The organism is Nocardia sp. SYP-A9097 (assembly GCF_009649815.1).
Lineage (GTDB): Bacteria > Actinomycetota > Actinomycetes > Mycobacteriales > Mycobacteriaceae > Nocardia.
Genome location: NZ_WJIC01000003.1, coordinates 1 through 23,060, shown reverse-complemented (window position 1 = coordinate 23,060; position 23,060 = coordinate 1). Strand labels below are relative to the sequence as shown.

Annotated in this window: 23 protein-coding genes; 11 read left to right on the top strand and 12 right to left on the bottom strand. The window is 65.1% G+C overall.

Translation table 11 applies throughout. From position 1 onward, the window contains the following. The first annotated feature begins 84 nt into the window (after positions 1 to 84). The gene (locus GFY24_RS07395; protein ID WP_309230573.1) at positions 85 to 1,005 is read left to right on the top strand and encodes a helix-turn-helix domain-containing protein; all 921 of its coding nucleotides are present in this window, start codon (positions 85 to 87) and stop codon (positions 1,003 to 1,005) included. Between the two features lies 1 nt (position 1,006). After that, a complete protein-coding gene (locus GFY24_RS07390; RefSeq protein WP_153804279.1) occupies positions 1,007 to 1,534 on the top strand; it encodes a dihydrofolate reductase family protein in 528 nt (175 codons plus the stop codon). 77 nt (positions 1,535 to 1,611) lie between these two features. On the opposite strand, the gene GFY24_RS07385 is transcribed toward GFY24_RS07390, so the two are convergent. Next, a complete protein-coding gene (locus GFY24_RS07385; protein ID WP_309230572.1) occupies positions 1,612 to 3,105 on the bottom strand; it encodes an NAD(P)/FAD-dependent oxidoreductase in 1,494 nt (497 codons plus the stop codon). Between the two features lie 58 nt (positions 3,106 to 3,163). Between GFY24_RS07385 and GFY24_RS07380 the strand changes: the two genes are divergently transcribed. The 5 genes from GFY24_RS07380 to GFY24_RS07360 all read left to right on the top strand — a co-directional run bounded on the left by GFY24_RS07380 (position 3,164) and on the right by GFY24_RS07360 (position 7,979). Continuing rightward, on the top strand, positions 3,164 to 3,829 hold the full coding sequence (locus GFY24_RS07380) for a TetR/AcrR family transcriptional regulator (RefSeq protein ID WP_153804277.1): 666 nt from the start codon (positions 3,164 to 3,166) through the stop codon (positions 3,827 to 3,829). A gap of 71 nt (positions 3,830 to 3,900) precedes the next feature. Further along, positions 3,901 to 4,461 carry a DivIVA domain-containing protein gene (locus GFY24_RS07375; RefSeq protein WP_153804276.1) on the top strand — a complete coding sequence of 187 codons (561 nt, stop codon included), beginning with the start codon at positions 3,901 to 3,903 and terminating at the stop codon, positions 4,459 to 4,461. Positions 4,462 to 4,597: 136 nt separating this feature from the next. Continuing rightward, on the top strand, positions 4,598 to 5,308 hold the full coding sequence (locus GFY24_RS07370; RefSeq protein ID WP_153804275.1) for a hypothetical protein: 711 nt from the start codon (positions 4,598 to 4,600) through the stop codon (positions 5,306 to 5,308). Between the two features lie 196 nt (positions 5,309 to 5,504). Continuing rightward, a complete protein-coding gene (locus GFY24_RS07365) occupies positions 5,505 to 6,878 on the top strand; it encodes a cutinase family protein (RefSeq protein WP_153804274.1) in 1,374 nt (457 codons plus the stop codon). Positions 6,879 to 7,046: 168 nt separating this feature from the next. Beyond that, positions 7,047 to 7,979 carry an LppP/LprE family lipoprotein gene (locus GFY24_RS07360; RefSeq protein WP_153804273.1) on the top strand — a complete coding sequence of 311 codons (933 nt, stop codon included), beginning with the start codon at positions 7,047 to 7,049 and terminating at the stop codon, positions 7,977 to 7,979. A 14-nt stretch (positions 7,980 to 7,993) separates the two neighbouring features. On the opposite strand, the gene GFY24_RS42855 is transcribed toward GFY24_RS07360, so the two are convergent. Both GFY24_RS42855 and GFY24_RS07350 read right to left on the bottom strand, forming a co-directional pair. Further along, entirely contained in the window at positions 7,994 to 8,128 is a 135-nt protein-coding gene (locus tag GFY24_RS42855; RefSeq protein WP_255458618.1) for a hypothetical protein, read from the bottom strand. A 444-nt stretch (positions 8,129 to 8,572) separates the two neighbouring features. Continuing rightward, positions 8,573 to 8,737 carry a hypothetical protein gene (locus GFY24_RS07350; protein WP_153804272.1) on the bottom strand — a complete coding sequence of 55 codons (165 nt, stop codon included), beginning with the start codon at positions 8,735 to 8,737 and terminating at the stop codon, positions 8,573 to 8,575. A 199-nt stretch (positions 8,738 to 8,936) separates the two neighbouring features. On the opposite strand from GFY24_RS07350, the gene GFY24_RS07345 reads away from it, so the two are divergent. Further along, positions 8,937 to 9,335, top strand: coding sequence for a hypothetical protein (locus tag GFY24_RS07345; RefSeq protein ID WP_153804271.1), 399 nt, complete (start codon positions 8,937 to 8,939; stop codon positions 9,333 to 9,335). A 2,099-nt stretch (positions 9,336 to 11,434) separates the two neighbouring features. Here the strand turns inward: GFY24_RS07345 and GFY24_RS07340 are convergent. The 6 genes from GFY24_RS07340 to GFY24_RS07315 all read right to left on the bottom strand — a co-directional run bounded on the left by GFY24_RS07340 (position 11,435) and on the right by GFY24_RS07315 (position 17,103). Then, positions 11,435 to 11,821, bottom strand: a complete 387-nt coding sequence (locus GFY24_RS07340; protein WP_153804270.1) for a hypothetical protein — start codon at positions 11,819 to 11,821, stop codon at positions 11,435 to 11,437. Positions 11,822 to 11,965: 144 nt separating this feature from the next. Then, complete coding sequence (locus tag GFY24_RS07335; protein WP_153804269.1) at positions 11,966 to 13,105, bottom strand: ABC transporter substrate-binding protein; 1,140 nt, start codon at positions 13,103 to 13,105, stop codon at positions 11,966 to 11,968. A 54-nt stretch (positions 13,106 to 13,159) separates the two neighbouring features. Continuing rightward, positions 13,160 to 14,122, bottom strand: a complete 963-nt coding sequence (locus GFY24_RS07330) for an ABC transporter permease (RefSeq protein ID WP_228566088.1) — start codon at positions 14,120 to 14,122, stop codon at positions 13,160 to 13,162. A gap of 40 nt (positions 14,123 to 14,162) precedes the next feature. Beyond that, positions 14,163 to 15,017, bottom strand: coding sequence for an ABC transporter ATP-binding protein (locus GFY24_RS07325; protein ID WP_153804268.1), 855 nt, complete (start codon positions 15,015 to 15,017; stop codon positions 14,163 to 14,165). A gap of 70 nt (positions 15,018 to 15,087) precedes the next feature. Beyond that, a complete protein-coding gene (locus GFY24_RS07320) occupies positions 15,088 to 16,287 on the bottom strand; it encodes an amidohydrolase (RefSeq protein ID WP_153804267.1) in 1,200 nt (399 codons plus the stop codon). 36 nt (positions 16,288 to 16,323) lie between these two features. Beyond that, complete coding sequence (locus GFY24_RS07315; RefSeq protein ID WP_153804266.1) at positions 16,324 to 17,103, bottom strand: sulfite exporter TauE/SafE family protein; 780 nt, start codon at positions 17,101 to 17,103, stop codon at positions 16,324 to 16,326. A 219-nt stretch (positions 17,104 to 17,322) separates the two neighbouring features. On the opposite strand from GFY24_RS07315, the gene GFY24_RS07310 reads away from it, so the two are divergent. Further along, positions 17,323 to 17,961: a GntR family transcriptional regulator gene (locus tag GFY24_RS07310; RefSeq protein ID WP_309230571.1), complete on the top strand. Its 639-nt coding sequence runs from the start codon at positions 17,323 to 17,325 to the stop codon at positions 17,959 to 17,961. A 126-nt stretch (positions 17,962 to 18,087) separates the two neighbouring features. Then, a complete protein-coding gene (locus GFY24_RS07305) occupies positions 18,088 to 19,347 on the top strand; it encodes an amidohydrolase family protein (protein WP_153804265.1) in 1,260 nt (419 codons plus the stop codon). Here the strand turns inward: GFY24_RS07305 and GFY24_RS07300 are convergent. Both GFY24_RS07300 and GFY24_RS07295 read right to left on the bottom strand, forming a co-directional pair. Continuing rightward, positions 19,336 to 19,668: a hypothetical protein gene (locus GFY24_RS07300; RefSeq protein ID WP_153804264.1), complete on the bottom strand. Its 333-nt coding sequence runs from the start codon at positions 19,666 to 19,668 to the stop codon at positions 19,336 to 19,338. The two genes, GFY24_RS07305 and GFY24_RS07300, sit on opposite strands and share 12 nt — an antisense overlap. After that, a complete protein-coding gene (locus GFY24_RS07295) occupies positions 19,665 to 20,840 on the bottom strand; it encodes a hypothetical protein (RefSeq protein ID WP_153804263.1) in 1,176 nt (391 codons plus the stop codon). Before GFY24_RS07295 ends, GFY24_RS07300 begins: the two co-directional genes overlap by 4 nt. A gap of 273 nt (positions 20,841 to 21,113) precedes the next feature. Here GFY24_RS07295 and GFY24_RS07290 point away from each other — a divergent pair, with 273 nt between their 5' ends. Beyond that, positions 21,114 to 21,893 carry a hypothetical protein gene (locus tag GFY24_RS07290; RefSeq protein WP_153804262.1) on the top strand — a complete coding sequence of 260 codons (780 nt, stop codon included), beginning with the start codon at positions 21,114 to 21,116 and terminating at the stop codon, positions 21,891 to 21,893. 346 nt (positions 21,894 to 22,239) lie between these two features. Here GFY24_RS07290 and GFY24_RS07285 read toward each other — a convergent pair. Beyond that, positions 22,240 to 23,060: HNH endonuclease signature motif containing protein (locus GFY24_RS07285; protein WP_153804261.1), on the bottom strand; the 821-nt coding region annotated here is incomplete at its 5' end.

The window sequence follows — 23,060 nt, the reverse complement described above, 5'->3', positions numbered from 1 at the left end:
CGACCTGTATCGGATTCGCCCAGGGCGAATGACACAGCAAGAACGATCAAGCACGAAAGGCGGCGGCCCGGCCAGACTTATCCGGTGCACATCGGACGGGATCGACTCCGCGAACTGCTGGACGCGGTACTCGCGGAAGACAATTCGACACTCGGCGCGATGGCGGCGAAGGCATACGCCTCACCGTTCCATTTCTCCCGGCAGTTCGCCCGCGGGACCGGAGAATCTCCGGTCGCATTGCGGCGCCGGGTGCTGCTCGAACGCGCGGCCTGGCAATTGAGCCGGGGCGAGAGCGTCACCGAGGTCGCGTTCGCCGCCGGATACGAATCGGTCGAAGGGTTCAGCCGGGCATACAGCCGGGCTTACGGACATCCGCCCAGCGGTACGGGTTCCGAGCGCGCGGCGCGCTGGCTGCCGACCGTGAACGGGGTGCATTTTCATCCGCCCATGTCGCTGTGGGTGCAGAGCGAGACGAAGGGACGGCCGGATATGGATCCGACGGCGGTCATGCTGCATCACGATGTGGATGACATCCGGGAGCTGCTGGAGCGGGCAGCGGGGTTGACCGACGAGCGGTATCGGCGGGTGCGCGCACCGGGGTTCTCAGTGCTGTCCTGGGATGGCGTCGAGGAGTCCATTGCCGGGGTATTGGTCAATCTGGTGTGGAGCCGAGAGGTGTGGCTGGCCGCTATCGACGGTGCCGATACCCCGGAGAAACCGGGCGACGATCCGAGCGCATTGCGGGCGCGCTTCGATGAGATCGTCCCGCGCTGGCTGGCCGCGGTGCGCGATATCGATGGCCGCGGGGGCTGGAACGACACGCTCATCGACGCACTGTGCGAGCCGCCGGAGAGCTTCGTGCTCGGCAGTGTGATCGCACATGTACTGACCTATTCGGCGCATCGCCGGCTGCTCGTTCGCGCCTGGCTGCGCGCCGAATCACCTGATGACGCAATGGAAATCGGCCACGGGGATCCCATTATGTGGCTCCGACAGAGAGGTTGAGATGTCCTTTACGACCTATTACACCGCCAGTAGCCTGGACGGATTCATCGCCGACGCCGAGCATTCCCTGGATTGGCTGCTCACCCGGAAGAACGACGGCTCTGGACCGATGGGTTATGACCTGTTCATCGCGGAGATCGGCGCGATTGTCATGGGGGCCAACACATATCAGTGGCTGCTGGACCATGAGTCCGGCCCCTGGCCGTACACCATGCCCGCCTGGGTGGTGACCCATCGCGAATTCGATGCGCGGCCCGGGCACGATATTCGCTTCACCAGCGAACCGATTCCGGCGATTCATCAGCAGATGGTGGCGGCGGCCGGTGACAAGAAATTGTGGGTGGTCGGCGGTGGCGGGCTGGCCGCCGAATTCGCAGAGCACGGGCTGCTGGACGAGATCATCGTGTCGTTCGCTCCGGTCACCCTCGGATCGGGCGCGCCGATATTTCCCGCGCGACAGGAATTGCGGCCGGTCGAGGTGGCGTTGAACGGTGAACTCGTCTGTGCCCGTTACGAAGTCGTGAAATAGCACCTGGCCGCGCGGCCGGAGCCGACCCACCGGCCGCGCGTCTCCGCACCGGACTTACCCGGCACGAAGTCTCCAGGTCAGGCCGACTGTGTGCCGTAGGTGTAATCCTCGAGCGGGAAAGTCGTCGCCTCGCGGTGCGCGTTCAGCGTGCTGGTGGGGCGCAATAGCGCCGCCTCACCGTGCTGGTTGTAGTAGTAACTGCGCGCGGTGGAGCACTGGCCGCTGTAGAACACCGAGGAGTCCAGCTTATCGGTGACGCGGTCCAGGAATTCGGTGTTGGCGTCCTCGTTGACCTCGAAGACTTCCTCACCGCGACGCTGCATTTCACCGAATAGTCGGCCCATATGCTTCATCTGGGCCTCGATGGTGGTGAAGTAGGACAGGCCGCTGTAGGAGTACGGGCTGTTCAGGCTGACGAAGTTGGGGAACTTCGGGATGGTGACGCCCTCGTAAGCCTGGAATCGGTTGTCGCGCCAGAACTTTCCGAGGTTGACCCCGTCGCGGCCGATGATCTCGATGGCCGGGAAGTTCACATCCCAGAGATTGAAGCCGGTGGCCAGGATCAGGGTGTCGATCTCGGTCTTGGTGCCGTCGGCGGTAACGATGCCGTCGGGCTCGATGTGGTCGATGGAGTTGGTCTCCAGGCGCACATGCGGTTCATTGAAGGTCTTGAAGTACAGGTTGGAGAAGGTGGGGCGCTTGCAGCCGAAATCGTAAGCCGGGGTGAGCTTGTCGCGAGTTTCCTTGTCCTTCACCGAGGTTCGCAGATGCGCCTTGGCCAGCAGGGCGGCGGCCTTGTTGAGCGGCTTGGCCTGCTTGAAGTGCAGTACGCCGACGACCATCAGGGCCTCCAGCATGGTGGTGTTCACCATGCGAGCAGCCTTCTGCGTCACCGGAATTCGCTCGAAGAGATTCTGCACCGGCTTCGGGATGGCGGTGTCGACCTTGGGCACCACCCAGATGGGGGTGCGCTGAAAAACGGTGAGCGCCTGCGCCTTCTTGGCGACCTCGGGAATCAGCTGCACGGCGGTCGCGCCGGTGCCGATGATGGCGGCCTTGGTATCGGTGAGGTCGAAGTCGTTCTCCCACCGGGTGGTGTGAATGATCTTGCCCTGGAAGGTGTCGATGCCCGGGAACGGCGGGGTGTACGGCTGAGACAGGAAGCCCGTCGCGGCGAGAAGATAACGTGCGGTGAGGGATTCACCATTCTCGATGGCGACCACCCAGTGCTGCTGCTCCTCGTCCCAGCGCGCTCCCCCGACGACGGTGTCGAAGCGCATGCGGCGGCGCAGATCGTATTTGTCGGCCACGTGCTCGGCGTACTTCTTGAGCTCCGTGCCCGGCGCGAACAGGCGCGACCAATGCGGGTTGGGCTCGAAAGAATAGGAGTAGGTGACCGAGGCGATATCCACGGCGAGGCCCGGGTAGTGGTTGACGTGCCAGGTGCCGCCGAGATCGTCCTCACGCTCGAGGATCACGAAATTGCTCAGGCCGAGCCGGTCCAGCTCGATGCCCGCGCCCATCCCGCCGAAACCCGCACCGACCACGATGGCGTCGTACTGAGGTGCCACGCCGAACCTCCCTGCAAAACTGTGACTCATTGGCCACATGTGACTCAGTTGTCATGTAATGACATCTCATTCCGTTTGTGAACACCGTATCATCGGGGTCGTGACGAAGCCATCCTCTCGAATCGAACGGCGCAAGGCCGAGCTCCGCCAGGAGATCATCGATACCGCGTTCGCCTGCTTCGCCGAGAAGGGGTACCACGCCACCGGCATTGCCGATATCGCCGCTGAGCTGGGCATCGGGCATGGGACGTTCTATCGGTACTTCGCGAATAAGCGGGACATCATCGATCACGTCATCGACGATCTGGCGGCTCGGATCATCGAGGCGCTGGGTACCGAGAACGCACCCGACGCGGCCGAGAGTCTGGATGGGTACCGAGAACAGTTGGAGCGCATCGGGACCGCGCTCAACGGTATTTTCCTGGCCGATGCCCGGGTGGCGCAGCTACTGCTGTTCCAGGCCACCGGGATCGATACCGAGTTGACCATGCGGTTGTACGGGCTCTTGGACACCGCCGACGCGCTGACCGCCGGATACCTGGAGCACGGCGTGGAACACGGTTATCTGCGCGCCGATCTCGACACCGTCAATACCGCGCGCGCGGTGACCGGCATGATTCTGGCGGCGATCCTGCACGGGCTGCGCAATCCCAATGAGGCCGCGGTCGCGGATCTGACCCAGGCGATTCGCCGACTGCTCATCGACGGCGTGCGCAAGAACTGAGCACGCGAGCGGTTCCGACAAAGCGGATTCGCAAGGGGCGGCGGCGATTCGAACATGGGCATATTGGCACAATGACCCGCGTGACCCCCGAGGACGTTCGCCGCAGGCACTTCGGCACAGCACCGTTCGGGCACCACGGCTATCACCCCGGCCAGGTGGACGCCTTCTGCGGGCGCATAGCCGACACCATCGCCGGCCGCGATCACCTGACCACGGCAGACATCCGCCTGGTGGAGTTCGACGGCCCACCCTTCGGGCATCGCGGGTACAACATCGAACAGGTCGACGAATTCCTGGATCGAATCTGCATGGAACTGGAGTACCTGCGACGCGGTCATCCACTGATTTCCACTGCACGCGAAGAGGATCCGCTCACACACCATGATGTGCTGCGAGTCCAGTTCTCCGCTCCCCCATTCGGGCTGTCCGGCTACGCGGCAGTGGAAGTCGGCGCCTTCCTGGATCGCCTCGCCGCAACCCTGGCACATGACGGCCCCAACGGCCTCACCGCGGAAGACGTGCGCGGCACGGCTTTTCACACCGCCTCCCCCGGCACCGCCGCCTACCACCGGGAAGAGGTCGACGCGTTCCTGGATCTCGTGGCACATCAGTTGGCGAAGACGCACAGCTGAGCCCGATTCCGCTCACGATCGACGGTGAGCCATCCGACTGGGGACCTTCTCCTCTTCATTGCCGGTGGATTGCTGGGTGACAGTGGTTGAGCCACAGATATATTCACCGATTTCAGCTGATAGTTAGGCGCCACCGATGAGGAAGACCATCTATGCGGTAGTGGTTTCGGGCATGGCATTCGCTCTCGCACTAGCGGGCGCGGCCGCACCGGCCTCGGCGAAGGACTCCGATGTCGACATGCAGGAGCAGTGCCGGGTGCAGTATCCCGCGACGAAGACTCACAACGCGGGAAGCACGTACCTGGAGGATAAGAACAACGCCTATACCTGGCATTGCCGCCAGGACCCCGCGGTGACGGGGCAGTCGGCGATCACGGGTCTGGGGGTCGACGTACAGGCTTTCTGCATCAGGCGCGGGCTGGGCAATGCGATGGCTCGCGATATCCACAATGCGTACTCCTGGAAGTGCGCGACCGTACCCACGCCGGGGACCGGTGACACGTGGACCGACTGTTCCGGTCCCGCCGTGTGCACCCGGTATTGGAGCCGGGCGAAGACCACCGAACTCGACGACGCCTTCCAAGGTCTCGCGTGGAAGGCGCTATTGGAGGTGTGGGCGAAAGCCAAGTGCGCCGGTCCACGAGGGAGCGCTGCGGTAGCCGCGCTGTCCGCCATTTGCGGTGCCACAGAGAAGGCGGAGTATCAGGCGTCGCTCGACGGACTGCCGGAAGCCGCGCATGCCGGGGCTCGGGCGCACGGCTGTCTGCAGGTGGCGTGGCGCAAAGATGGTGCCGAACAACAGAAGTGGGGGTACACCACCGATTCGGGATACTGCTGGAACGGCTGACCGGCTGAGATTTCGGAGGTGCCGCATGGTCTCCGGCGGCACCATCCACCCGCGTCGATTCCAGTTGAGCCCGCACCTGCCGGGAGGTCGAGTAGCATCTGAAACAGATATGCGTCTGAAAACCCTGCGGAGTCGACGGTGAGTAGCGAGAATTAGCCGGGATCCGAAAACCCATCGGCAGCAGAGGAACTGGATAATGAGCAGGCTGGCGACCTCGGGTGCGGCGGTATTGGTCGCGGTGGCCGTCATGGCCGGGACCGTGGTGGTCGGTGACGCGCGGGCGGAGAGTCGTGGCGCGCAGCCCTGCACCCCGTATACCGCGATCTTCGCGCCGGGGACCTGGGAGACGCGGTCCGATGCGGATCCGCGAGTGCCGGTCGGCATGTTGCGGCCGATCGGTGACGGACTGCAGCGGCGGTTCGGCGGGGATATCACCGTGCTCTACGCGCCTTATGCCGCAAGCGCTTTCGATCAGGGGCTGAGTTATGCGGAATCGCTGAGCACCCTGGAATCGCGGCTGCACACCATGGTTCGCGGGTTGTGTGGTTCGACGCGGGTCATACTCGCCGGATACAGCCAGGGCGCGGATGGGATCGGTGATCTCGCTACCGAAATCGGCAATGGTGAAGGGCCGATCAGTGCCGATCGGGTGGTCGGGGTCGGGTTGCTGGCCGATCCGCATCGGGATCCGGATACCACTCTCTCGCTGGGTGATCCGCAACCCGGTCGCGGGATCGCCGGGACGCGGGGGCAGGATTTCGGTGCGCTGACAGATCGGGTGCGCACCCTGTGCGCGGATGGCGATCTGTACTGCTCGCTCAATGCCACCGCGTCGCCGTTCCTCGCGGCGCTGGGGCGGGTGCTCAGCGGTGATCCGTCTCCGATCGCCGACCTGATTCCGGCCGCCAGTGATCCCCGCACGCTCATCGCGCAGTCCGTGAAAGTCGGGGCGGGTTGGGCGGCGACGGCGGCGAACCTGCCCACTATTCTCGACGACCTCACCGACCTGCCGAACATTATCCAAACCGGGGATATCCGTGCGGCGCATCAGATCGCGAGCAACCTGAACGCCGCCCTGTCTCCGATGGTTCAGGCGGCTGCGGGCGTGGATCTGCCGCTCATCGCCTCGGTCATCCGCGCGGCCGGCGCCGTCGACCCCTCCGGTTGGACCGCCGCCGCGAGCGTTCTCGCCGATGTCCTGACCCGGATCGATATCCTGCGAATCGCCGGGGATGTCGGCCAGTTACAGGAAAGCCTTTGGCGCGCGGTCGAATCCCTCACCCGGCAGGACCCGGTCGCCGTCGCAGTCGAAATGGCGACCCTGACACCGACCGCACTCGATCTGGCCGGGTCCGTCATCGGTCCGTTCGCCACCGCCGTACGCGGCGATCTCCGGGTCGCCGCGCAAACCCTGCTCAGTATCGGCGGTCCCGACTGCGTCAACGACCTCGTACAACTGAGCCGCCAGGGCGTGGCGATGGCCCGCTTCTATGTCTCGAACGCCCATATCGACTACGGCGACGATGCCCAGATTCTGCTGAACTTCCTCGGCTCCCAGGTCATTTCATAGAAGTCCGGTGCGTTCCGGCGCGATCAACCACCGGCCGGACCCGCACCGTCGTGCGCATAGGGTGACGCGACGGGAGCGTTTCAGTCGTGGCTGCCCGCAAAATCGGGGGCGCAACACCTTTCGCCCCGGACACGACGTACACGGTGATACCGAGTGGGGAGAACGCGCATGAAACGAATCGTTGGAATTATCGCCGCGGTCGCGGCGGTGGCCCTGGCTACGGCATGCCAGGACGGATCGACGCCCGCGGCCGGCGGGTCGTCGACTGTCACTATTGCTCCGTCGGGAGCCGGGCAGCCTTCGGGGTCACAGCAGCCGCCCGGCACGCAGCAGTCGCCGGGGACGACGCAGCCCGCGGGCAATGACGCGCCCGCTACCGCCGGGAATGGCAAATGCGTGGATTTGAATTCCGGGGTGGTCACGGCCGCGCTCGGCAGGCTCGGCGCGAATGTGGGTGGTGACGGGTTCTACGCGGACAGTGGTACCGATGCGGCGGTCGGCTCGTGCCCCAGTCTGTTGTGGGTGCTTGCCGGGACCCCGCACGGCACCGCGAGCTCACCATGGCATGTGATGCTGTTCAATCACGCCGGATATCTGGGCACCGCGACCAAGAATTGGACCGCCTATACGACGGTGGTCGGTTCGTCGGATCGCAGTGTGCAGGTGCAGTACCGCTGGTTGGCGGGCCAGGATGCCAGTTGCTGCCCTTCGGGCGGTCCGGTGACCGTCACGCTCACGCTGGGATCCGACAATCACACGGTGACCCCGGATCGTGACTTCCCCACACAGGCAACGGATCCCGGTTCGGGTGGCACGCCATCGGCATGCCCGGTCTCCAAGAGCGTCCTGCTCGCGGCGTTGAAGGGCACGGACATCGAGTCGCGGTTGGCGAAACCGATCGAACTCGAGGACCAAATCGACTGTGCCGGTGACTGGGCGATGGCACACAGCGGAACCCACAACAACACCGTCAACCGCGCCCAAGTCCTGTTCCACTATGTAGCGACCGAAGGTGGTTGGAGGCCAGTGGATCTCGGCAGCGCCCTGCACTGCACCGAGATCGGCGTCCCGTCCGATGTGGCCACCAAGATCTGCCGCTGAGCACGCTGGCATGCTCACCCGCATAGTGCGTGGGTGAGCATGCCACCGATATCCGTGCCGGCGACCGTGCCCGTATAGGAAGAGGTGATCGCCCGCCCGGCCGTGGTGGCTCCGGAGATGGCGGAGAAGCCTTGGACGCCACCCCCCATTGCCGACAAATTTGGCGCCACAAGGCAATTGGGTGTACCCAACTCCGAGACCGTAGGACATACCGTCACCACTGCCCATATCGACCACGGTGCCGTCTACGCTGGCGTAGCCGCTCAGGTGCGGTTCACGCAGGCCGGTTTCACCGGTCGCCGGTAAGTAGGTATCCGGCAGGCTCAGCGGAGTGAATATTCGATCGCGCAGCTCATCGGTGTACAGCAAAGCCTGAAATACGCATGCTCCGACCGTAAAAACCCAGGCCCGCAACCACATCGAGCCGCGGTACTACACCGCATCGACCTGGGGTACCAGATGGTCAGCCACATACTGCGTGAACGCGTTCTTTCGCAACCCGAGAGTGTCATGCTCGAGCGATGGGTGAGTACTTTTGGCCTGGACCAGATCTGGGACCGCGGGCAAGCCACGCGTGGGCCGCCACAGTGGAATCATTGCCGATCGGCAGCTATGTTTCGGGCAGGGTTATCGGGCGACAGCCATTCGGCGTTTTCATCACCATCGACCAGGCACCGGACGCCGTCGGTCTCGTCAGAGTCACCGCCATACCCCTGGGCGCGCAACTCCCCGCCCGAGGTGAATTCGTCGACGGCCATGCGCTCTGGCATGAACCGCGAAACTGCCAGGTAATCGTGACACCTTCCGGCGGGGGCGACTGAGCCGCGCCACGTTGCCGACGTTTGCCGCTATAGGCACCGGGTGCGGAAGGTTTCGGGTGCCCTGCGCGACCGCGGTGCCTCGCAACACATCTCGTGGGGCTGACGGACTGTGCTCGGATATGGCACGCTGTCGGCCATGCTCGACCCCGTGACCGTATCGCCCAACCTCACTGATCGGGGCCGCGTTCCCTCGATCCTGCGTTTCAGCACCGAACTCATCGCCTGGATCGCCACACTTTGGGCTCTCGCCGACCATTCGGTAGTGCTCGCCGGTGTGGCGGTGGTTCTGCTCATTGGGCTGCCGACCTTGTTCTCCACGCCGGGCGACAAGAAGCAGACCCTCATCCCGGTTCCGGGCATAGTCACGATCGGCCTTGTCGTGCTCCAACTCGCGGCAGCCGTCATCAGTTCGTGGCTCGCCTGGCAACCCTGGCTTGCCATCGTGGTCACCGCACTGGCGCTCGTCACGACGCTTGCCGAGCTACCACGCTGGCGATGGCTGCTCAACGCTCCCGGCCGCACCCACGGCGGCTGATCGGGCGAGCTCCCGCGTCGAATATGAATACGGGCACCGACATCAACGGGCTGACCGGTTCGAAAAGTCTCCCCTCGAGGAGGAGTGACGTCGGCGCGTGCCCCCGCTCGCGTTCGTTTCGCTTGCGGGAGAGAGCGATTCAAGCTTCATGCCCCCTTCAGGAACCTCACATAGAACGCCGCGAATACCAGCACGATTCCGACGTTCACCATCAGCCTTTCCCAGACCAGATGTCTGAAGAACAGGACGTCCACACCGCCGGGTCCCGACTCGAGTGGGCTTCGAGATGCCAGCCGGTCGAGGTCTGTTCAAGGCTCGAACTGAGCATTCCGTCGATTTTCCACGCAGGGCCGGTTTGATTGAAGAACGGTTGAGGATCAGTGCAGGCAAGTTCCCCGTCCTCGCCTTCTACAAACACCGTCGCACAGTATTACGGATCCACGACAGACTCGATCGGAGCCGCGCGCACGATTGCTGGAGGGAGGTCGCTGCGCGTTCTTGACCTCGCCTCGACGTTCCACCGTGAGACGGATTCCTTTGCGGCGCCCGGGAATGGTCCCGGGGCCTTCGTAGCCGAATACGCTGCGGGACATTACGTTCCGTCGGGGTTCGGGGGAAGGCCACGATTCTTCGGAGTGGGAACCTCGTGTGCCGTACCCGATTTTCGCTCCCCCTTTTGGGTGCCGCACTCTCACCTCCCGGCCTGGCTGGGTGGCCGTGGGAACGTTCAGAACCACCACGAAAAAAGACAAAACGAACAAAAGGCAAGACAAAGACGCCGGGACGAGAAGAGCCAACACCCTCAAGACTTGGACGATCGATCACCGGGAACTGAGCGTTGGATTTGGCTTGAAATCCAACGCTCAGTTCCCGGTGATCGCTTGTCCAGGTTGATATCTGCGTGTCGCGTGGGTGTTTCGGGGTCTTTGTCTCGAGAAGGTTCCCACGGCCATCGGGCCAGGCTGGGAGGTGAGAGGGCGGCACCCAAAGGGGGGAGCGAAAATCGAGTACGGCAGGCGAGGTTCCCACTCCGAAAAATCGTGGCCCTCCTCCGAACCCCGCTGGGGCTGAGGGTAATCCGCCCGACTCTGCTACGAAGGCCCCGGATACAACCCGTCCCGCCCGGGGATGATCACCTCCGCCCGCCCGAGAGGGTGCCGCCGCAGGTTCGGCTGCTCGGGCGCAATAGATTTCGGAGCCGCGTAGCCGATCCGGACAGTGCGCTCGAACGTCGAAATCAGTGCGTGGCGGAAGTCGCAGCGCGACGATGGTATTGGGTCGGCAGTCAGTTCTCGAACGTGAGGTCGACCCGCTTGAACATGCGGCTGACCTTGGAGCACACCTACGATCAAACCATCCAGAGCAAGCGAATCGAGCGGTACCGGTCGCTATCCGAGGATAGAAAAACAAACCTTGCAGGCCTTGGCAATTGAACTTCGACGACAACTCACCGAGGACGTCGGCGCTGCGCATCCACCACGCCTCAAATGGACCCGCCCCGATCCGCTTCCTCCGGTTCCGCTACTGCGCACGGCCGAAGCCGAGTATTGAGCTCGATGGGGCCGGATCTGCTCCGGTGATGGGCTGGCGTCGTTGATTAACTGGTGGCTCGAATCATGTTAGATTGCAGGCAGTTTCAGGTTTGTGTGCGGGAATTCGAGGGGGAAGTAGCATGAATATCAGGGCGTTTGCTGTCGCGGGGGTGCTCGCGGGTGGGGTGGTTGTTGTGTTGGGGGCAGGGGCGGCAGGGGCGGTGGAGCCTGCGCCGGAGGCACCGGTTCCGGGGTGGGTGGGGGTGGAGTTGAGTGCGGAGGAGACGGCTGCGCTTGCGGCTAGTCCGATTCCGGGGCTGCTTGGGCAGACTATTGCGGGGGATGTTGGGATTGGGACTGATCCGCAGTCGCGGCTCACCTGGACCGGCGGGGAGGAATGGCGGCCGGGGCAGTCGATGAACGGAACGACTTCCGATGCGATTGCGGAGGCTGTGGCGCATCCGGGTGGGCGGGTGATCGTTTATTTGAGTGCGCCTACCGCGGATATACCGGACTTTCTGCACTTCTATCAGCGCTGGTCGTACTGAGCAGCGCATCGAGGATTCGTTATTGCGACGGTCGGCAGTTGTTGACGGTTGTTTCGGATTCGAGGTCGTTCACTGATCGATCCCAGGCGAATACCACTACGTGGACGGTGCAGAGTACGTGGTCGCCGGCGTGGACGCCCGCTAGTTCGGGTGGGAGGGGGGAATTGATGGTGGTGGAGGGTTTTCCTTTGAGGGCCAGGGTGGGGGTTTGGTCGGGGACGCTGGTGAGGTGGCAGGGGGAATCGGGCGAACAGGTGACGACGAAAGGGACTTCGCCGTCCCAGGTTTCATCGGCTCGAGAGTCACGCAGGAGATATAGAAGCGCCCCGATAGCGGCTGCCACGATCAGGCAGCCGAGCAGGATGCCGAGTAGGACTGCGGTTGCGTCGCCGAGTTTCCGCCGCACAGTGCCACCTTCGCTGTCGTAGCGCACGGTTTGCGCGCCTGCCCGCAGCTGACGGTATCGCTTCGGTGTGCGGCAATCGTGGAAGAGGTGTGGAGATGGCGTGTGCTCATCCGATCATTGATCGGATGAGCACACGGGCGGGGATCAGCCTTGGGTTTTCAAACCCTTTGTGGTGTCGATGAATTCGTTGGTGACCAGGTCGGCGGCGGTGAGGTTGTCTGGGACCTGTTGGCCGCGGGTCTTCAGGATGGGGGCTATGGCGGTGATGGCTCGGTCTACACGGGCGGTGTCGAAGTTGCCCAGGGTGTTGTCGGGGCCGTTGCCGATAATCTTTTCCGCCAGTTGGACTTTCACCGAGTCGGTGTTGCCGGCGGCGCTGATGGGCGGGCCGTCGGGAATGGTTTGGGAGATGCGCAGCAGGGCCTGGTTGGTGGGTTCGGGGTTGGTGGCGTAGTCGATTTCGGCCTGTTGCAGCATGGGGACGAGTTTTTGCAGGCAGGGGCGGAGTTTGTCGAGTTCGCCGGTGCGGACGGACCAGGCGTGCGGGTAGATCTCGTAGCCGGATTGGGCGACCAGGAGGTGGGCGGTGGGCTTCTGCCAGCCCTTCACATCGTGTTCCCAGCGGTAGGGCTCGTTGGAGACGTAGCCCTGCTGCATAACTCGGCCCTTCTCGGCGACGAAGCGGCTGGGGGTGCCGTCGTAGGAGGCGTCGAGTTGATCCTTCTTCACGTAGCCGTGGTCGACGAGGTAGTCCATGTACGGCTTGCCCTCGGAGTAGAGGATGGGGGCGCCGGAGGCCGCGACGTCCTGCCAGGTCTTGATCTGGGGATAGGTGGCCGGATCCCACATGACGATCTGCGGATTGATATCGAGGGAGGCGAAGACGCCGGTGAGCGGGGTCTTGGCCTTGGCGCGGACCTGCTCGTCGGTGGGCACCAGGCCGAGGGTGATGCTGGTGTCCTGGTACATCTGCGCGGGCACCGGCTGGCCGCCCAGAAATGGACCACCAAGGCGCACTTCGACATTCACGCCGGTGTCACCCAGCGGGCCGACGTACGCGCCCTTCTTGGCGTCGACGGTGCCGTTCGGGCCGACCAGCTGATAGGCGGCGGCGCGCTCCGGCGTGGCGTACCAGTCGGTCTGGATGACCACGGTGGCGGGGCAGACCCCGGCGAGCGCGCCCTGACCGGTCGGCTTGGGCGACGAGGCGCCATCACCGCAGGCCGTGAGCACGAGGCTGAGACTGCCCGCGAGGGCGGCAGCGGCGAGGAGACGTTTCTTCACTAGCATTCCTTGGTTGGGTTACTACAGGTGGGAACTGTTGCAGCGCAGCGTGATTCAGCGGCGCTTGCCGTGCGCGCGGTCGACCCGCGCGGCGAGGAAGTCGAAGACCCAGAACAGGATCAGGCCGACGAGTGAGGAGAGTAGAAGCGCGGTGAGCAACTCCTCGGTGGCCAGCCGCTGGCGGTAGACATCGATCATGCGGCCGATGCCGGGATCCCCCTGACGGAAGAAGAAATCGGCGACGATCGACCCGATGATGGCCATTCCGGCGGAGATCTTGAAACCGGTGATCATGGCCGGAAACGCCGCGGGCAGTTGCAGTTTCAGCAGTCGCTGCCAGCGCGACGCACCGTGCAGGGTGAACAGGTCGTGCTCGGCGGCATTCACGGACTTGAGGCCGAAGAGGGTGTTCGTAATGACCGGGAACAGCGACACCATGACGCAGACGATGACGCGGCTGCCGAACTCGTATCCGAACCAGAATCCGAACAGTGGCACCACCGCCAGCACCGGGATGGTTTGCAGGACAACGGCATACGGGTAGAGCGAGTATTCGGCCCACTTCGCCTGACTCATGATGACCGCGAAGGCCACGCCGAGCACAATGGCGATGGTCAGCCCGGTGAGCGCGATCTGCACGGTCGAGCCCAGCGCGGAGAGGATTTCGGTCCGGGTGGCGGCATTGAGCAGACCCTTGGAGATCACCGATTCCGGTGGCGGCAGCAGGAATCGGGAGTCCGCGGCGATCACATAGTGGCTCACCACCGACCAGGCCGTCATGACGAGCACGAAGACGACGACCGGCGCGAATACCCGAATCGGTGCGATGGCGAAGGGCCACCGCAGTTTTCGCCTCGGACGGTCCGGCCCAGGAGCGGCCGTAGCGGGGGCGACGGCAACTGCCTCGGGTTGGGCGGCAGACCCTGGCGAGTCGCCGGCGGACGACGCGGCCGCACCCGCCATGACGGAGGCGACGATCGTTGCGGCAGTGGCGGAACGGGCGGTTGCGGCGGTCATGCGGCCCTCTCACTGGTATCGACTGCTTCGGCGTTGGCGGTCATGCTGCGTGTCCGATGGTTTCGGCCCGCTCGGCTTCGTGTAGCGCGGCCGAGACGGTGGCGGCGATTTCGCCGAACTCGGGGGTGTAGCGCAGTTCGGGGGCGCGCGGGAAGTCCAGTGGGACAGTGATATCCGCCGCTACTCGGCCGGGGCGGCCGGTGAGCACGATGATGCGGGTGGACATGAATACCGCCTCGGCGACCGAGTGGGTGACGAAGACGCCGGTGAAGCCGGAGCGGCGGTAGAGGCCGCTCACCTCCTCGTTCAGGCGCTGGCGGGTGATCTCGTCCAATGCGCCGAAGGGTTCGTCGAAGAGGAAGAGTTCGGGGGCGCGGGTGAGGGCGCGGGCAATGGAGGTGCGCATTCGCATACCCCCGGAAAGCTGTGCGGGCTTGTGGTTTTCGAATCCGGTGAGCCCCACGAGTTCGATGGCCTCGCGCGCGGCGGCCCGTCGGGTGGTCTTGTCCACGCCCGCCAGTTCGGCGGGGAGCTCCACATTCCGCAGCACCGACCGCCACGGCAGCAGGGTGGCCTCCTGGAAGACGTAGCCGAGTTTGGTGGTGGCCACCTCGACGGCCCCGGCGGTGGGCTTGTCGAATCCGGCGGCCAGGCGCAGCAGCGTGGATTTACCGCAGCCGGAGGGTCCGACAAGGGAGACGAATTCGCCTGGGCGGATCGCGATTTCGATGCCATCGAGGGCGTGGGTGCCGTTCTCGAAGACCAGTGACGCATCCCGGAAAGCCAGGGCCGGGGCGACGGAGACCGGGTCGGTGTATACGTTGCCGCCGGGTTCGGCGGTCACACTCCCGGCCCGGCCTCGGTCCGTTGTGGCTTGTGAAGCGGTGGTGCTCATGCTTCACAGTTCTATCGGGGGCTCATTGCCGTTCGCGGTCAACATGATTACGCCCCTGTTTCGTATACGATCAGTGCGCGGCGAGCGCGCCATCGCGGGCCACAATCCGGCCGCGCTTGAGCACCAGCTCGCGCGCAGGCACGGAAACCACCGCGTGCGCGGGGGTTTCGGCGGTCACGGTGAACAGGTCGGCGGCCGAGCCCACGCTCAGTCCGTAGTCGGCGACTCCGAGAACCTTTGCCCCGCCGTAGGTTCCGGCGGTCAGGGCCAGTTCGATCTCCTCATCCGCCACCAGGCGGTCCCGGAAGGCGACGGTCATGATGCGCCGCAGCATGTCGCCGTCGCCGTACGGGGTCCACAGGTCGCGAATACCGTCATTGCCCAGGGCCAGGCCCGCACCGGTCTCGTGCATGAGCCGCACCGGCACCACCGGGGCGTCGCCGACCGCGCAGGTGACCATCGAAACTCCGGCGCCGGCAAGGGCTTCCGCGATCCGGCGCTGCTCGTCGGGGGCCAGCTCGCCCATGGCGTAGGCATGGCTGATGGTGACCCGGCCCGACAATCCGGTGGCGCGGGTGCGTTCGATGATCAGGTCGTACTGCCAGGCCCCGAGCGCGCCGCGGTCGTGCAGATGGATATCGATACGCGCGCCGTACTTCTCGGCGAGACCGAACAGAAGATCGAGTTGCCCGGTGGGGTCCCCGTCGTATCCGGCGGGGTCGAGGCCGCCGATCACCTCCACCCCGTCGGCGAGCGCGGCTTCCAGGAGTTTGCCCGTACCGGGCCGATTCATCAGCCCGCCCTGCGGGAACGCCACCAGCTGCACGTCGATGCGATCCGAATACCGTTCCGTCGCAGCGCGTACCGCCTCCACACCGCGCAGCCCGACCTCGGGATCGATATCGATATGACTGCGGACGTGGGCGGTCCCGCCGGAGATCATGGCCCCCAACAGGTTCGCCGCGTAATCGGGACTGGGCAGGCCCAGCTCGTCGCGCCGGCCTTCACCATTGGCGATGCGGCCCTGCAGGGTCCGGCCGCCGCTATTGGGAATCCACGGGCCGCCGTACATGGTCTTGTCGAGATGGCAATGCGAGTCGACAAGACCGGGCAGCACGAGCGCACCCGCGAGATCGACGGTCTCGGTGGCGGTTTCGGTGAGGCCGGGTCCGATCTTGGTGATGCGCCCGTCCTTGATCAGGATGTCGGCGGTGGTCAGCGGCCGGCCCGGGGTCCAGGGGCGGCCGCCGCGCAGCAGTAGGTCGTTCATCTGTGCACCTCTTCTGGAGTTGGATGGGTAGCGAGGTCAGGTCAGCAGCATGGCGGTGCCCGCACCGACACCGAAGACGATGACGACGGCCCGGAAAGCCCCCGGCTGCAATCGATCCGCGAGTTTCGCGCCCGCGACACCACCGAGCAGGCAGGCGGGGGCGAGTACGAGCACGGCCAGCCAGTGCACGGGACCGAAGAGCGCCACGGCGACCATGGCGGTCGTCGAAACAGTCAGCGTGAGCACACTTTTCAAGCCGTTGAGCATGGTGATCGACGCGTCGATGCCCAGCGCGAGCGCGGTGAGCAATACGATGCCCATGCCACCGTTGAAGTACGCGCCGTACATTCCGCCGAGGAAGACTCCGGCGAACAACAGCAGCCGCGAGTCCCCGTCCCCGCGTCGCGCCGACAGCTTCTTCGACATGAACGGCTGCGCCGCGAAAAGCGCGGTCGCCGACAGAATCAGGTACGGCACCAGCGCCGCGAACACCTTGGGCGGCGCGGCCAGCAGGGCGATCACTCCCCCTGCGGCACCGACCGCACCGGTGAGTATGAGCCGGGGCACCAGCGCCCGATGCTCATCGAGCCGCTTCCGCAGTGCGGCCGCTCCGCCCAGATATCCGGGCCATACCGACACCGAATTGGTGACGGTCGCCGCCACCGGCGGTAATCCGGTGGCCAGCAGTGCGGGAAATGACAACAGACTGCCGCCACCGGCAATGGCATTACACACGCCCGCCCCGAAACCGGCGACGAGCAAGAGAACGAGATGCGCGGGATCCATGAAACCCTTCCGGACTGAGATGCTGCGCATCGTATACAAACCTCACGCTCACCGGCGACCCGAACGCGCCCCACCTGCCGCACTCGGGTTCCGCTGCCGCTGAACCGGTCTCATATTCACCGAGCGGGCGCGCTCACAGGTTCATGCAGTAGATTTGCGGCATCCCATCCGGCACCGCCACGATGGATCGTATGCAAACCCACCCCTCCGTTCCAATTGTGAGGCCACAGTGATCTCCGTGAGCCCGCGGTGAGCAGCACCGTCCGGCGCATGACGCCGCAGCAGCTGTGTCGCGCCATTCGCGACGACATCATTCGCGGGGTGTTCACCCCCGGCCAGCGCCTCACCGAGGAGTCCCTCGCCGAGAGCTACGGCGTCTCCCGGGTGCCGGTGCGTGAGGCGTTACGCACCTTGGAGGCAGAGGGTTTCGCCTCGTCACGCCCCTATGCCGGGGTCTTCGTCGCCGAATTGACCGAGGAGGAGGCGGCCGATCTCCTGGAGATCCGCGCCCGCCTGGAACCGCTGTGCGCCTCCCGCGCGGCCGTGCGCCGCACGCCCGAACAGCTCGGCCGTCTCAAGGAATTGACCACCCTCGGCCAGGACGCCGTGCGCGCCGGTCGACTCGACGAGCTCACCCGGTTGAACAGCCGCTTCCACGAGGTGCTCGCCGAAGCCTCCGGCAGCACCCTGCTCGAGCAGCTCATCACACAGCTGAGCTGGAAGATCGCCTGGGTGTACGCGGTGGAACTGCCCCGCCGGGCCAGCGATTCCTGGCATGAGCACGAAGAGATCTGCGCCGCACTGGAAGCCGGTGATCCCGACCGCGCCGCCCAGGCCGTGGCCGAACATATCGCGCACGCCACCTACGCGTACCGGCACCGCGACTGAACGGGATCGACTGCCCGCCAAGACATTTGTAACCTGGGCGAAGCATTCACCGTCCGAGTTGGAAACATGCCGGTCGTATACAAACGGGGACAGTTCTTCGCGTAGAAGGCGCTCCGGGAGGTATTCATGGCAGACCTGGTGCTGCGCAATGCCCGCATCGACGACGACACCGAACTGGTGGATATCGCCATCGCGGACGGCATCATCATCGTGGTCGGCCCGAACCTGCCCATCCACGCTCCCGACGAAATCGACTGCGCCGCAAGGGTGGTCATCCCCGGTCTGATCGAATCCCATGTCCACCTGGACAAGGCTCTCCTGGACGCCGAACGCCCGAATCCGGACGGCACCCTGGCCGGGGCCATTGCCGTCACCGCCGAACTCAAACGCGGGTTCACCGTGGACTCCATCACCGCGCGCGCCCGGCGGGTGCTGGATATGGCAATCGCCAATGGGACCACCATGATCCGAGCCCACCCCGATGTGGATCCGATTGTCGGCCTGCAAGGCGTCGAAGCCCTGCTGGGTCTGCGCGAGGAGTACCGCGACCGCATCGACCTGCAGATCGTCGCATTTCCTCAGGAAGGCATTCTGCAGGCTCCGGGCACCCTGGACCTGCTACGCGAAAGCCTGTGCCGCGGAGCCGATGTCATCGGCGGCTGCGCCTACAACGAACCCACCGTCGCCGACTGCCGCCGGCATATCGATCTCGTCTTCGACCTGGCCGCGGAATTCGCGGTCCCGGTCGATATCCATGCCGACTTCGCCGACGACGCCACCGATCCCCGCTTTGCCATGGCCGATTACATCGCCGAGGTCACCGAACGCACCGGCATGTCCGGCCGAGTCACCCTGGGCCACATGACTTCCCTGGCGGGTCGGGATCCGGCTCGGCGACAGCACACCCTGGCGAATCTGGCCGAGGCAGGCGTGGCGGTGGTCCCGCTTCCCGCCACCGATATGCACCTGGGCGGCCGCGCCGACACCACCAATATCCGCCGCGGCATCGCGCCCATCCGCGAACTCTGGGCGGCGGGCATCACAACGGCGTACTCCTCCAACAATATTCGCAATGCCTTCACCCCCTATGGCAATGCCGACCTCCTCGACATAGGGCTCTTCCTGGCCCAGACTTGTCATCTCTCTACCCCCGCCGAACTCACTCGGGTCCTGGCTATGGCCACCACCGAGGCCGCTCGTATCACCGGTATCTCCGCCCGCTACGGTCTCCGCCCCGGCGCCACGGCCGACCTCGTGGTCCTGTCCACGCACCGCGTCGCGCACGCCCTGCTGGATCGTCCCGACCGTTGCTATGTCCTCAAAGCAGGCCGAATAGTGGCCCGCACCAACACAATCAACGAACTCGTCCCCGCCTCAACCAGCTGACGGGGTCACCTCATCGATCGTCTCCACCTCTGCCGACTGATCCGCCCGACTCCCACGGCGAAGCAGATATGTCACCGCGGCTACCACGACGCGGTAGGCGAGCATGGCGGGCACGACAACCAATAGCGCCACGCGCAGTACCAGCAGTATCGCGGCGACGGCCAGGTAGCCCAGGCTCAGGCCGTCGGGGGAACCGAGCCCATGTCGCTCCGATAGTGCCGCGAACGCCAGGCGCAGAACGAGATACGACACCACCAGCAGGAGCGGGATGCGCAGCGATCGCCACGCGGTGAGCAGCCATTCGGTCTGGAGCAGTCTCATCGCGCCAACTCCGGTCCCGAGGTGAGGAATGCCAGCAGGAGCGCGTTGCCGATCACCCCGGCGGTCGCGAAGCGTAGCCGAGACCCGCTCCGTAGTGGTAGACCGGCGAGATCGGCGGTGCGAAACAGGCGAGTGAAATCGTCACGGTAACCGAGCGACCGCGCCGAGGCGAGCCCGAAACTGGTGGCCGACACCGATATTCCGAGTATCACGGGCCCGCTGTCGATATCTCCCGGACCGTCGTAGCCCGGGCCATACTCGTGGATCGCACCGAAGCCGAGCAGGCTGCGCTGCTGGCGGAAGAACCCGGTCGCCAACTCCTGCGCGAGCGTCCGGTCCGCGAAACCGGCGAAGTAGGCCGCCAATCCGGTGCCCGACGCGCGTGGGGCGTCATGCGACTGTCCGTCGACACCCATGCGCTGCCATACCAACCCGCTGCCCCGATCGATCTGGACCGCGCGGACCTGCCGCGCCCAATGCGCCAGCACCGCACCGTGATCGGCACCGGTGGCGCGACCGTGCACCGCGATGGCGGCGGCGACGGCCGCCACATCGGTGGGGTACGCCTCTCCGGGCAGGGTGTCCAGCAGTGCGGTCGGCGAGGCGAGCAGTCGCCGCTCGTAGGAGGCGATCAGCGCATCCTGCCGAGTCGCGAGATCCGGCGGGAACGCCGGATCCACCAGGCGCGCCATCCCGAGCGCGAGAGCGGCATAGGAGAGATAGGCGTGCCCGCGCGGACTCTCCGGAACCGCCATCCCGTCCTCACCGTGCCAGGCCGCGGTGAAGGTCGACCGCATCTCCGGCAGCAGCGTCTTGGCCGCGGCACGAGTCACGATGGGCGCGTACCGTTCTCGCCATTCGGGATGGTCCAGACACACCTGCGCCAATCCCAGCGCGGTCATCTGATGCGCGAGTATCCCCCACATATCGGTGAGTTCCCCACTCGCGCCGGTGGCCCGCTGGTGATCGTCATCGGCTTCGAAGGCCACCAACTCCTCCGCGAGCCCGCGCACCCGCACCGGATCACCCCGAAACCATGCGTCGGCGTCCCGACCGCACCACCAGCTCGGCACCAATCCCCCGACCAGGACCGCCACCACAAGCCCGATGGCAATCACGATCGGACGATGAAATCTCATGGATCGGCGCACCGCGCCGGTCGAACTCCCCATGGTCCGAACGTACATCGGTTCGCGCGAAGCGGGTTGCGACGCAGAATGACCGGCGCTGAGACTCCCCGCTTGCGTTCGGGCAATCATCCGCAGGCACGGTGCGCGACATCGGGCGGGTGCGGGTATCGGCGACGTTCTCCCCGTTTTCCGAGCCGCTGGTATCGGCTGCGCTCCATCGTCCGGGTCGTGATTCAGGGACCAATGTCCCTGCCGCGACGCACCCGCAACCGGACAGACTCGACGCATTCGAACTGCGACGATGAGGAGAACACGATGCCGAGTGCGGCACGCAGACGGCTCGAAATGCTTTTCAACCTGGGCTACTTGGCGACAATCTGGGGGCTGGTGATCGCCATGCGGCGTCGGCGGGCACAGGTCGCGCCCGCCGACGCACCTGCCGCCGAACGCCTGCAGGAGGCGTTCACGCTGCTCGCGGTCGGTGATACCGCACATCTCGCACTGCGCGCGGTATCACTGGGTCGCGGGCCGGGCCGGGGCTACCTGACCTGGCGAGGCCGCCGGGCCGGACTCATCGGGCTCGGCGAGATGGCCACCTCCATCACCATCACCCTGTTCTATGTGCTGTCGCTCGACGCGTGGCGACTGCGCTTCCAGCGTCCGTGGGATCGGGTCAGCAAGACGCTGCTGGGCCTGTCGGGGGTGCGATTGCTCATGCTGGCGATGCCGTTCAACAACTGGGATCGCGATGAGACACCCGCCGGTTGGGGCGTCGATCGCAATATCCCGTTGCTGATGGTCGGCGCGAGCGAAATCGCTCTCATGCGGCGCGACAGCGATCGCACCGGTGACCGCACCTTCCGCGCGATCGCCAACGCCATGGCCGCGTCTTTCGCCTGCTACCTGCCGGTGGTGCTGTTCGCGCGCCGTATCCCACAGCTGGGCCTGCTGATGATCCCGAAAACCGTTGCTTACCTTTACATGGCGTTTCGTGTCTATGTGGATCTCTTCCGCGGCACCGCCTCGCCGAATCCGGTCGGCAATGGGCATTCGGACGCGCACACGCAGCCTGTCGCGGTGGCCGCGCGTCCTTGATGAGGGCGGTTTGTCTCCGGGGCCTTCGTAGCGGACACCCGCGAATGCCCTTCCGTTCCAGCGGGGTTCGGAGGAGGGCCAAGATTTTTCGGTGTGGGAACCTTGGGTGCCGTACCCGGCTTTCGCTCCCCCATTTGGGAGCCGCCCTCTCACGTTCCAGCCTGGCTGGCAGGCTGTGGTTACGTTCAGAGACAAAACATAAAAGAACAAAGAAATAAAGAACAAGAGATACAAGAACAAGAGACTAAAAACCAAGAGCCGGAATGACATTCGTCGCGGAGACAAACGTGCCCGTGGCACCGGCAGGCTGACGCCTGCGGTGCCACGGGTGTGTGGAGGACCGCTTTCAGGGGGTGGCGGGGGTGGCGCGGTGGGTGGCGAGCCAGCGCTTATGACGTTCCCTGGCTTGTCGATTGCGGTCCTGGATCCGGGACAGGGTCAGGGCCATCAACTCGCCGGGATGATGCCGGTGATTCACCTGCGGAGTCCCGGTGGGATCGATATGCGGGGGCGCGATCCACGCGGTGCGCCCCGGAAACGCCGTATCGGGACCGAGTTTCACGGTCTTCCAGCCCCCGGGACCGTCATGAACTTGGGCATGACAGCTATCGCACGCCAAAGTCAGGTTCTCGATATCGGTCTTGCCGCCCTTGGACCATTCGGTGAGGTGATGCACCTGGGCGCGCGAGGCGGGCGCGGAGCAGTTGGGTCGGGTGCAGCCCCGCTCGGTCGCGATCAGCGCCAGGCGTTGGGCCTTGGTCGCGGTGCGGGATTCACGGCCGACATGCAGGGGCATGCCCGCGTGGTCGAACACCATGAGGAACCGCTTCGACTGCTGTGCCAGCTCCAGGGCCTCGCTGATCGGGACGGTGCCGCCGGTGGCCAGCGTCGCGACTCCCGCCGCGCGTTCGACATCGGCGATGCTCATGGTCATGATCGCAGCGACCGGTACCCCGCGATGCGAGCCCCGCTTCGCCGGGCCACCGAGCTCGGGACGCAGAAACCCCAGCAGCGCATCATGATTACGCTGCGCGGGAGTACGGGTATCACGGGCGGCGGCCGCTTGCAGGCGCGCGTCGTCGGTGGCGTCCTGTGCGGTCCACGGGCTGTCGGTGTCGGCGGGGTTGCACATGCCCGGGCGCGCGAACTTGGCCAGCATCGCATCGA

What these genes read in the sequence shown, in the direction of transcription:
- GFY24_RS42855 (WP_255458618.1), bottom strand. Translation starts at nt 8,128, where the DNA reads ATGGGGGGTGGCGTCCAAGGCTTCTCCGCCATCTCCGGAGCCACCACG.
- GFY24_RS07320 (WP_153804267.1), bottom strand. Translation starts at nt 16,287, where the DNA reads ATGAACGACCTACTGCTGCGCGGCGGCCGCCCCTGGACCCCGGGCCGG.
- GFY24_RS07360 (WP_153804273.1), top strand. Translation starts at nt 7,047, where the DNA reads ATGAAACGAATCGTTGGAATTATCGCCGCGGTCGCGGCGGTGGCCCTG.
- GFY24_RS07305 (WP_153804265.1), top strand. Translation starts at nt 18,088, where the DNA reads ATGGCAGACCTGGTGCTGCGCAATGCCCGCATCGACGACGACACCGAA.
- GFY24_RS07380 (WP_153804277.1), top strand. Translation starts at nt 3,164, where the DNA reads ATGACATCTCATTCCGTTTGTGAACACCGTATCATCGGGGTCGTGACG.
- GFY24_RS07315 (WP_153804266.1), bottom strand. Translation starts at nt 17,103, where the DNA reads ATGCGCAGCATCTCAGTCCGGAAGGGTTTCATGGATCCCGCGCATCTC.
- GFY24_RS07295 (WP_153804263.1), bottom strand. Translation starts at nt 20,840, where the DNA reads ATGGGGAGTTCGACCGGCGCGGTGCGCCGATCCATGAGATTTCATCGT.
- GFY24_RS07325 (WP_153804268.1), bottom strand. Translation starts at nt 15,017, where the DNA reads ATGAGCACCACCGCTTCACAAGCCACAACGGACCGAGGCCGGGCCGGG.
- GFY24_RS07365 (WP_153804274.1), top strand. Translation starts at nt 5,505, where the DNA reads ATGAGCAGGCTGGCGACCTCGGGTGCGGCGGTATTGGTCGCGGTGGCC.
- GFY24_RS07330 (WP_228566088.1), bottom strand. Translation starts at nt 14,122, where the DNA reads ATGACCGCCGCAACCGCCCGTTCCGCCACTGCCGCAACGATCGTCGCC.
- GFY24_RS07375 (WP_153804276.1), top strand. Translation starts at nt 3,901, where the DNA reads ATGACCCGCGTGACCCCCGAGGACGTTCGCCGCAGGCACTTCGGCACA.
- GFY24_RS07300 (WP_153804264.1), bottom strand. Translation starts at nt 19,668, where the DNA reads ATGAGACTGCTCCAGACCGAATGGCTGCTCACCGCGTGGCGATCGCTG.
- GFY24_RS07370 (WP_153804275.1), top strand. Translation starts at nt 4,598, where the DNA reads ATGAGGAAGACCATCTATGCGGTAGTGGTTTCGGGCATGGCATTCGCT.
- GFY24_RS07345 (WP_153804271.1), top strand. Translation starts at nt 8,937, where the DNA reads ATGCTCGACCCCGTGACCGTATCGCCCAACCTCACTGATCGGGGCCGC.
- GFY24_RS07350 (WP_153804272.1), bottom strand. Translation starts at nt 8,737, where the DNA reads ATGGCCGTCGACGAATTCACCTCGGGCGGGGAGTTGCGCGCCCAGGGG.
- GFY24_RS07290 (WP_153804262.1), top strand. Translation starts at nt 21,114, where the DNA reads ATGCCGAGTGCGGCACGCAGACGGCTCGAAATGCTTTTCAACCTGGGC.
- GFY24_RS07390 (WP_153804279.1), top strand. Translation starts at nt 1,007, where the DNA reads ATGTCCTTTACGACCTATTACACCGCCAGTAGCCTGGACGGATTCATC.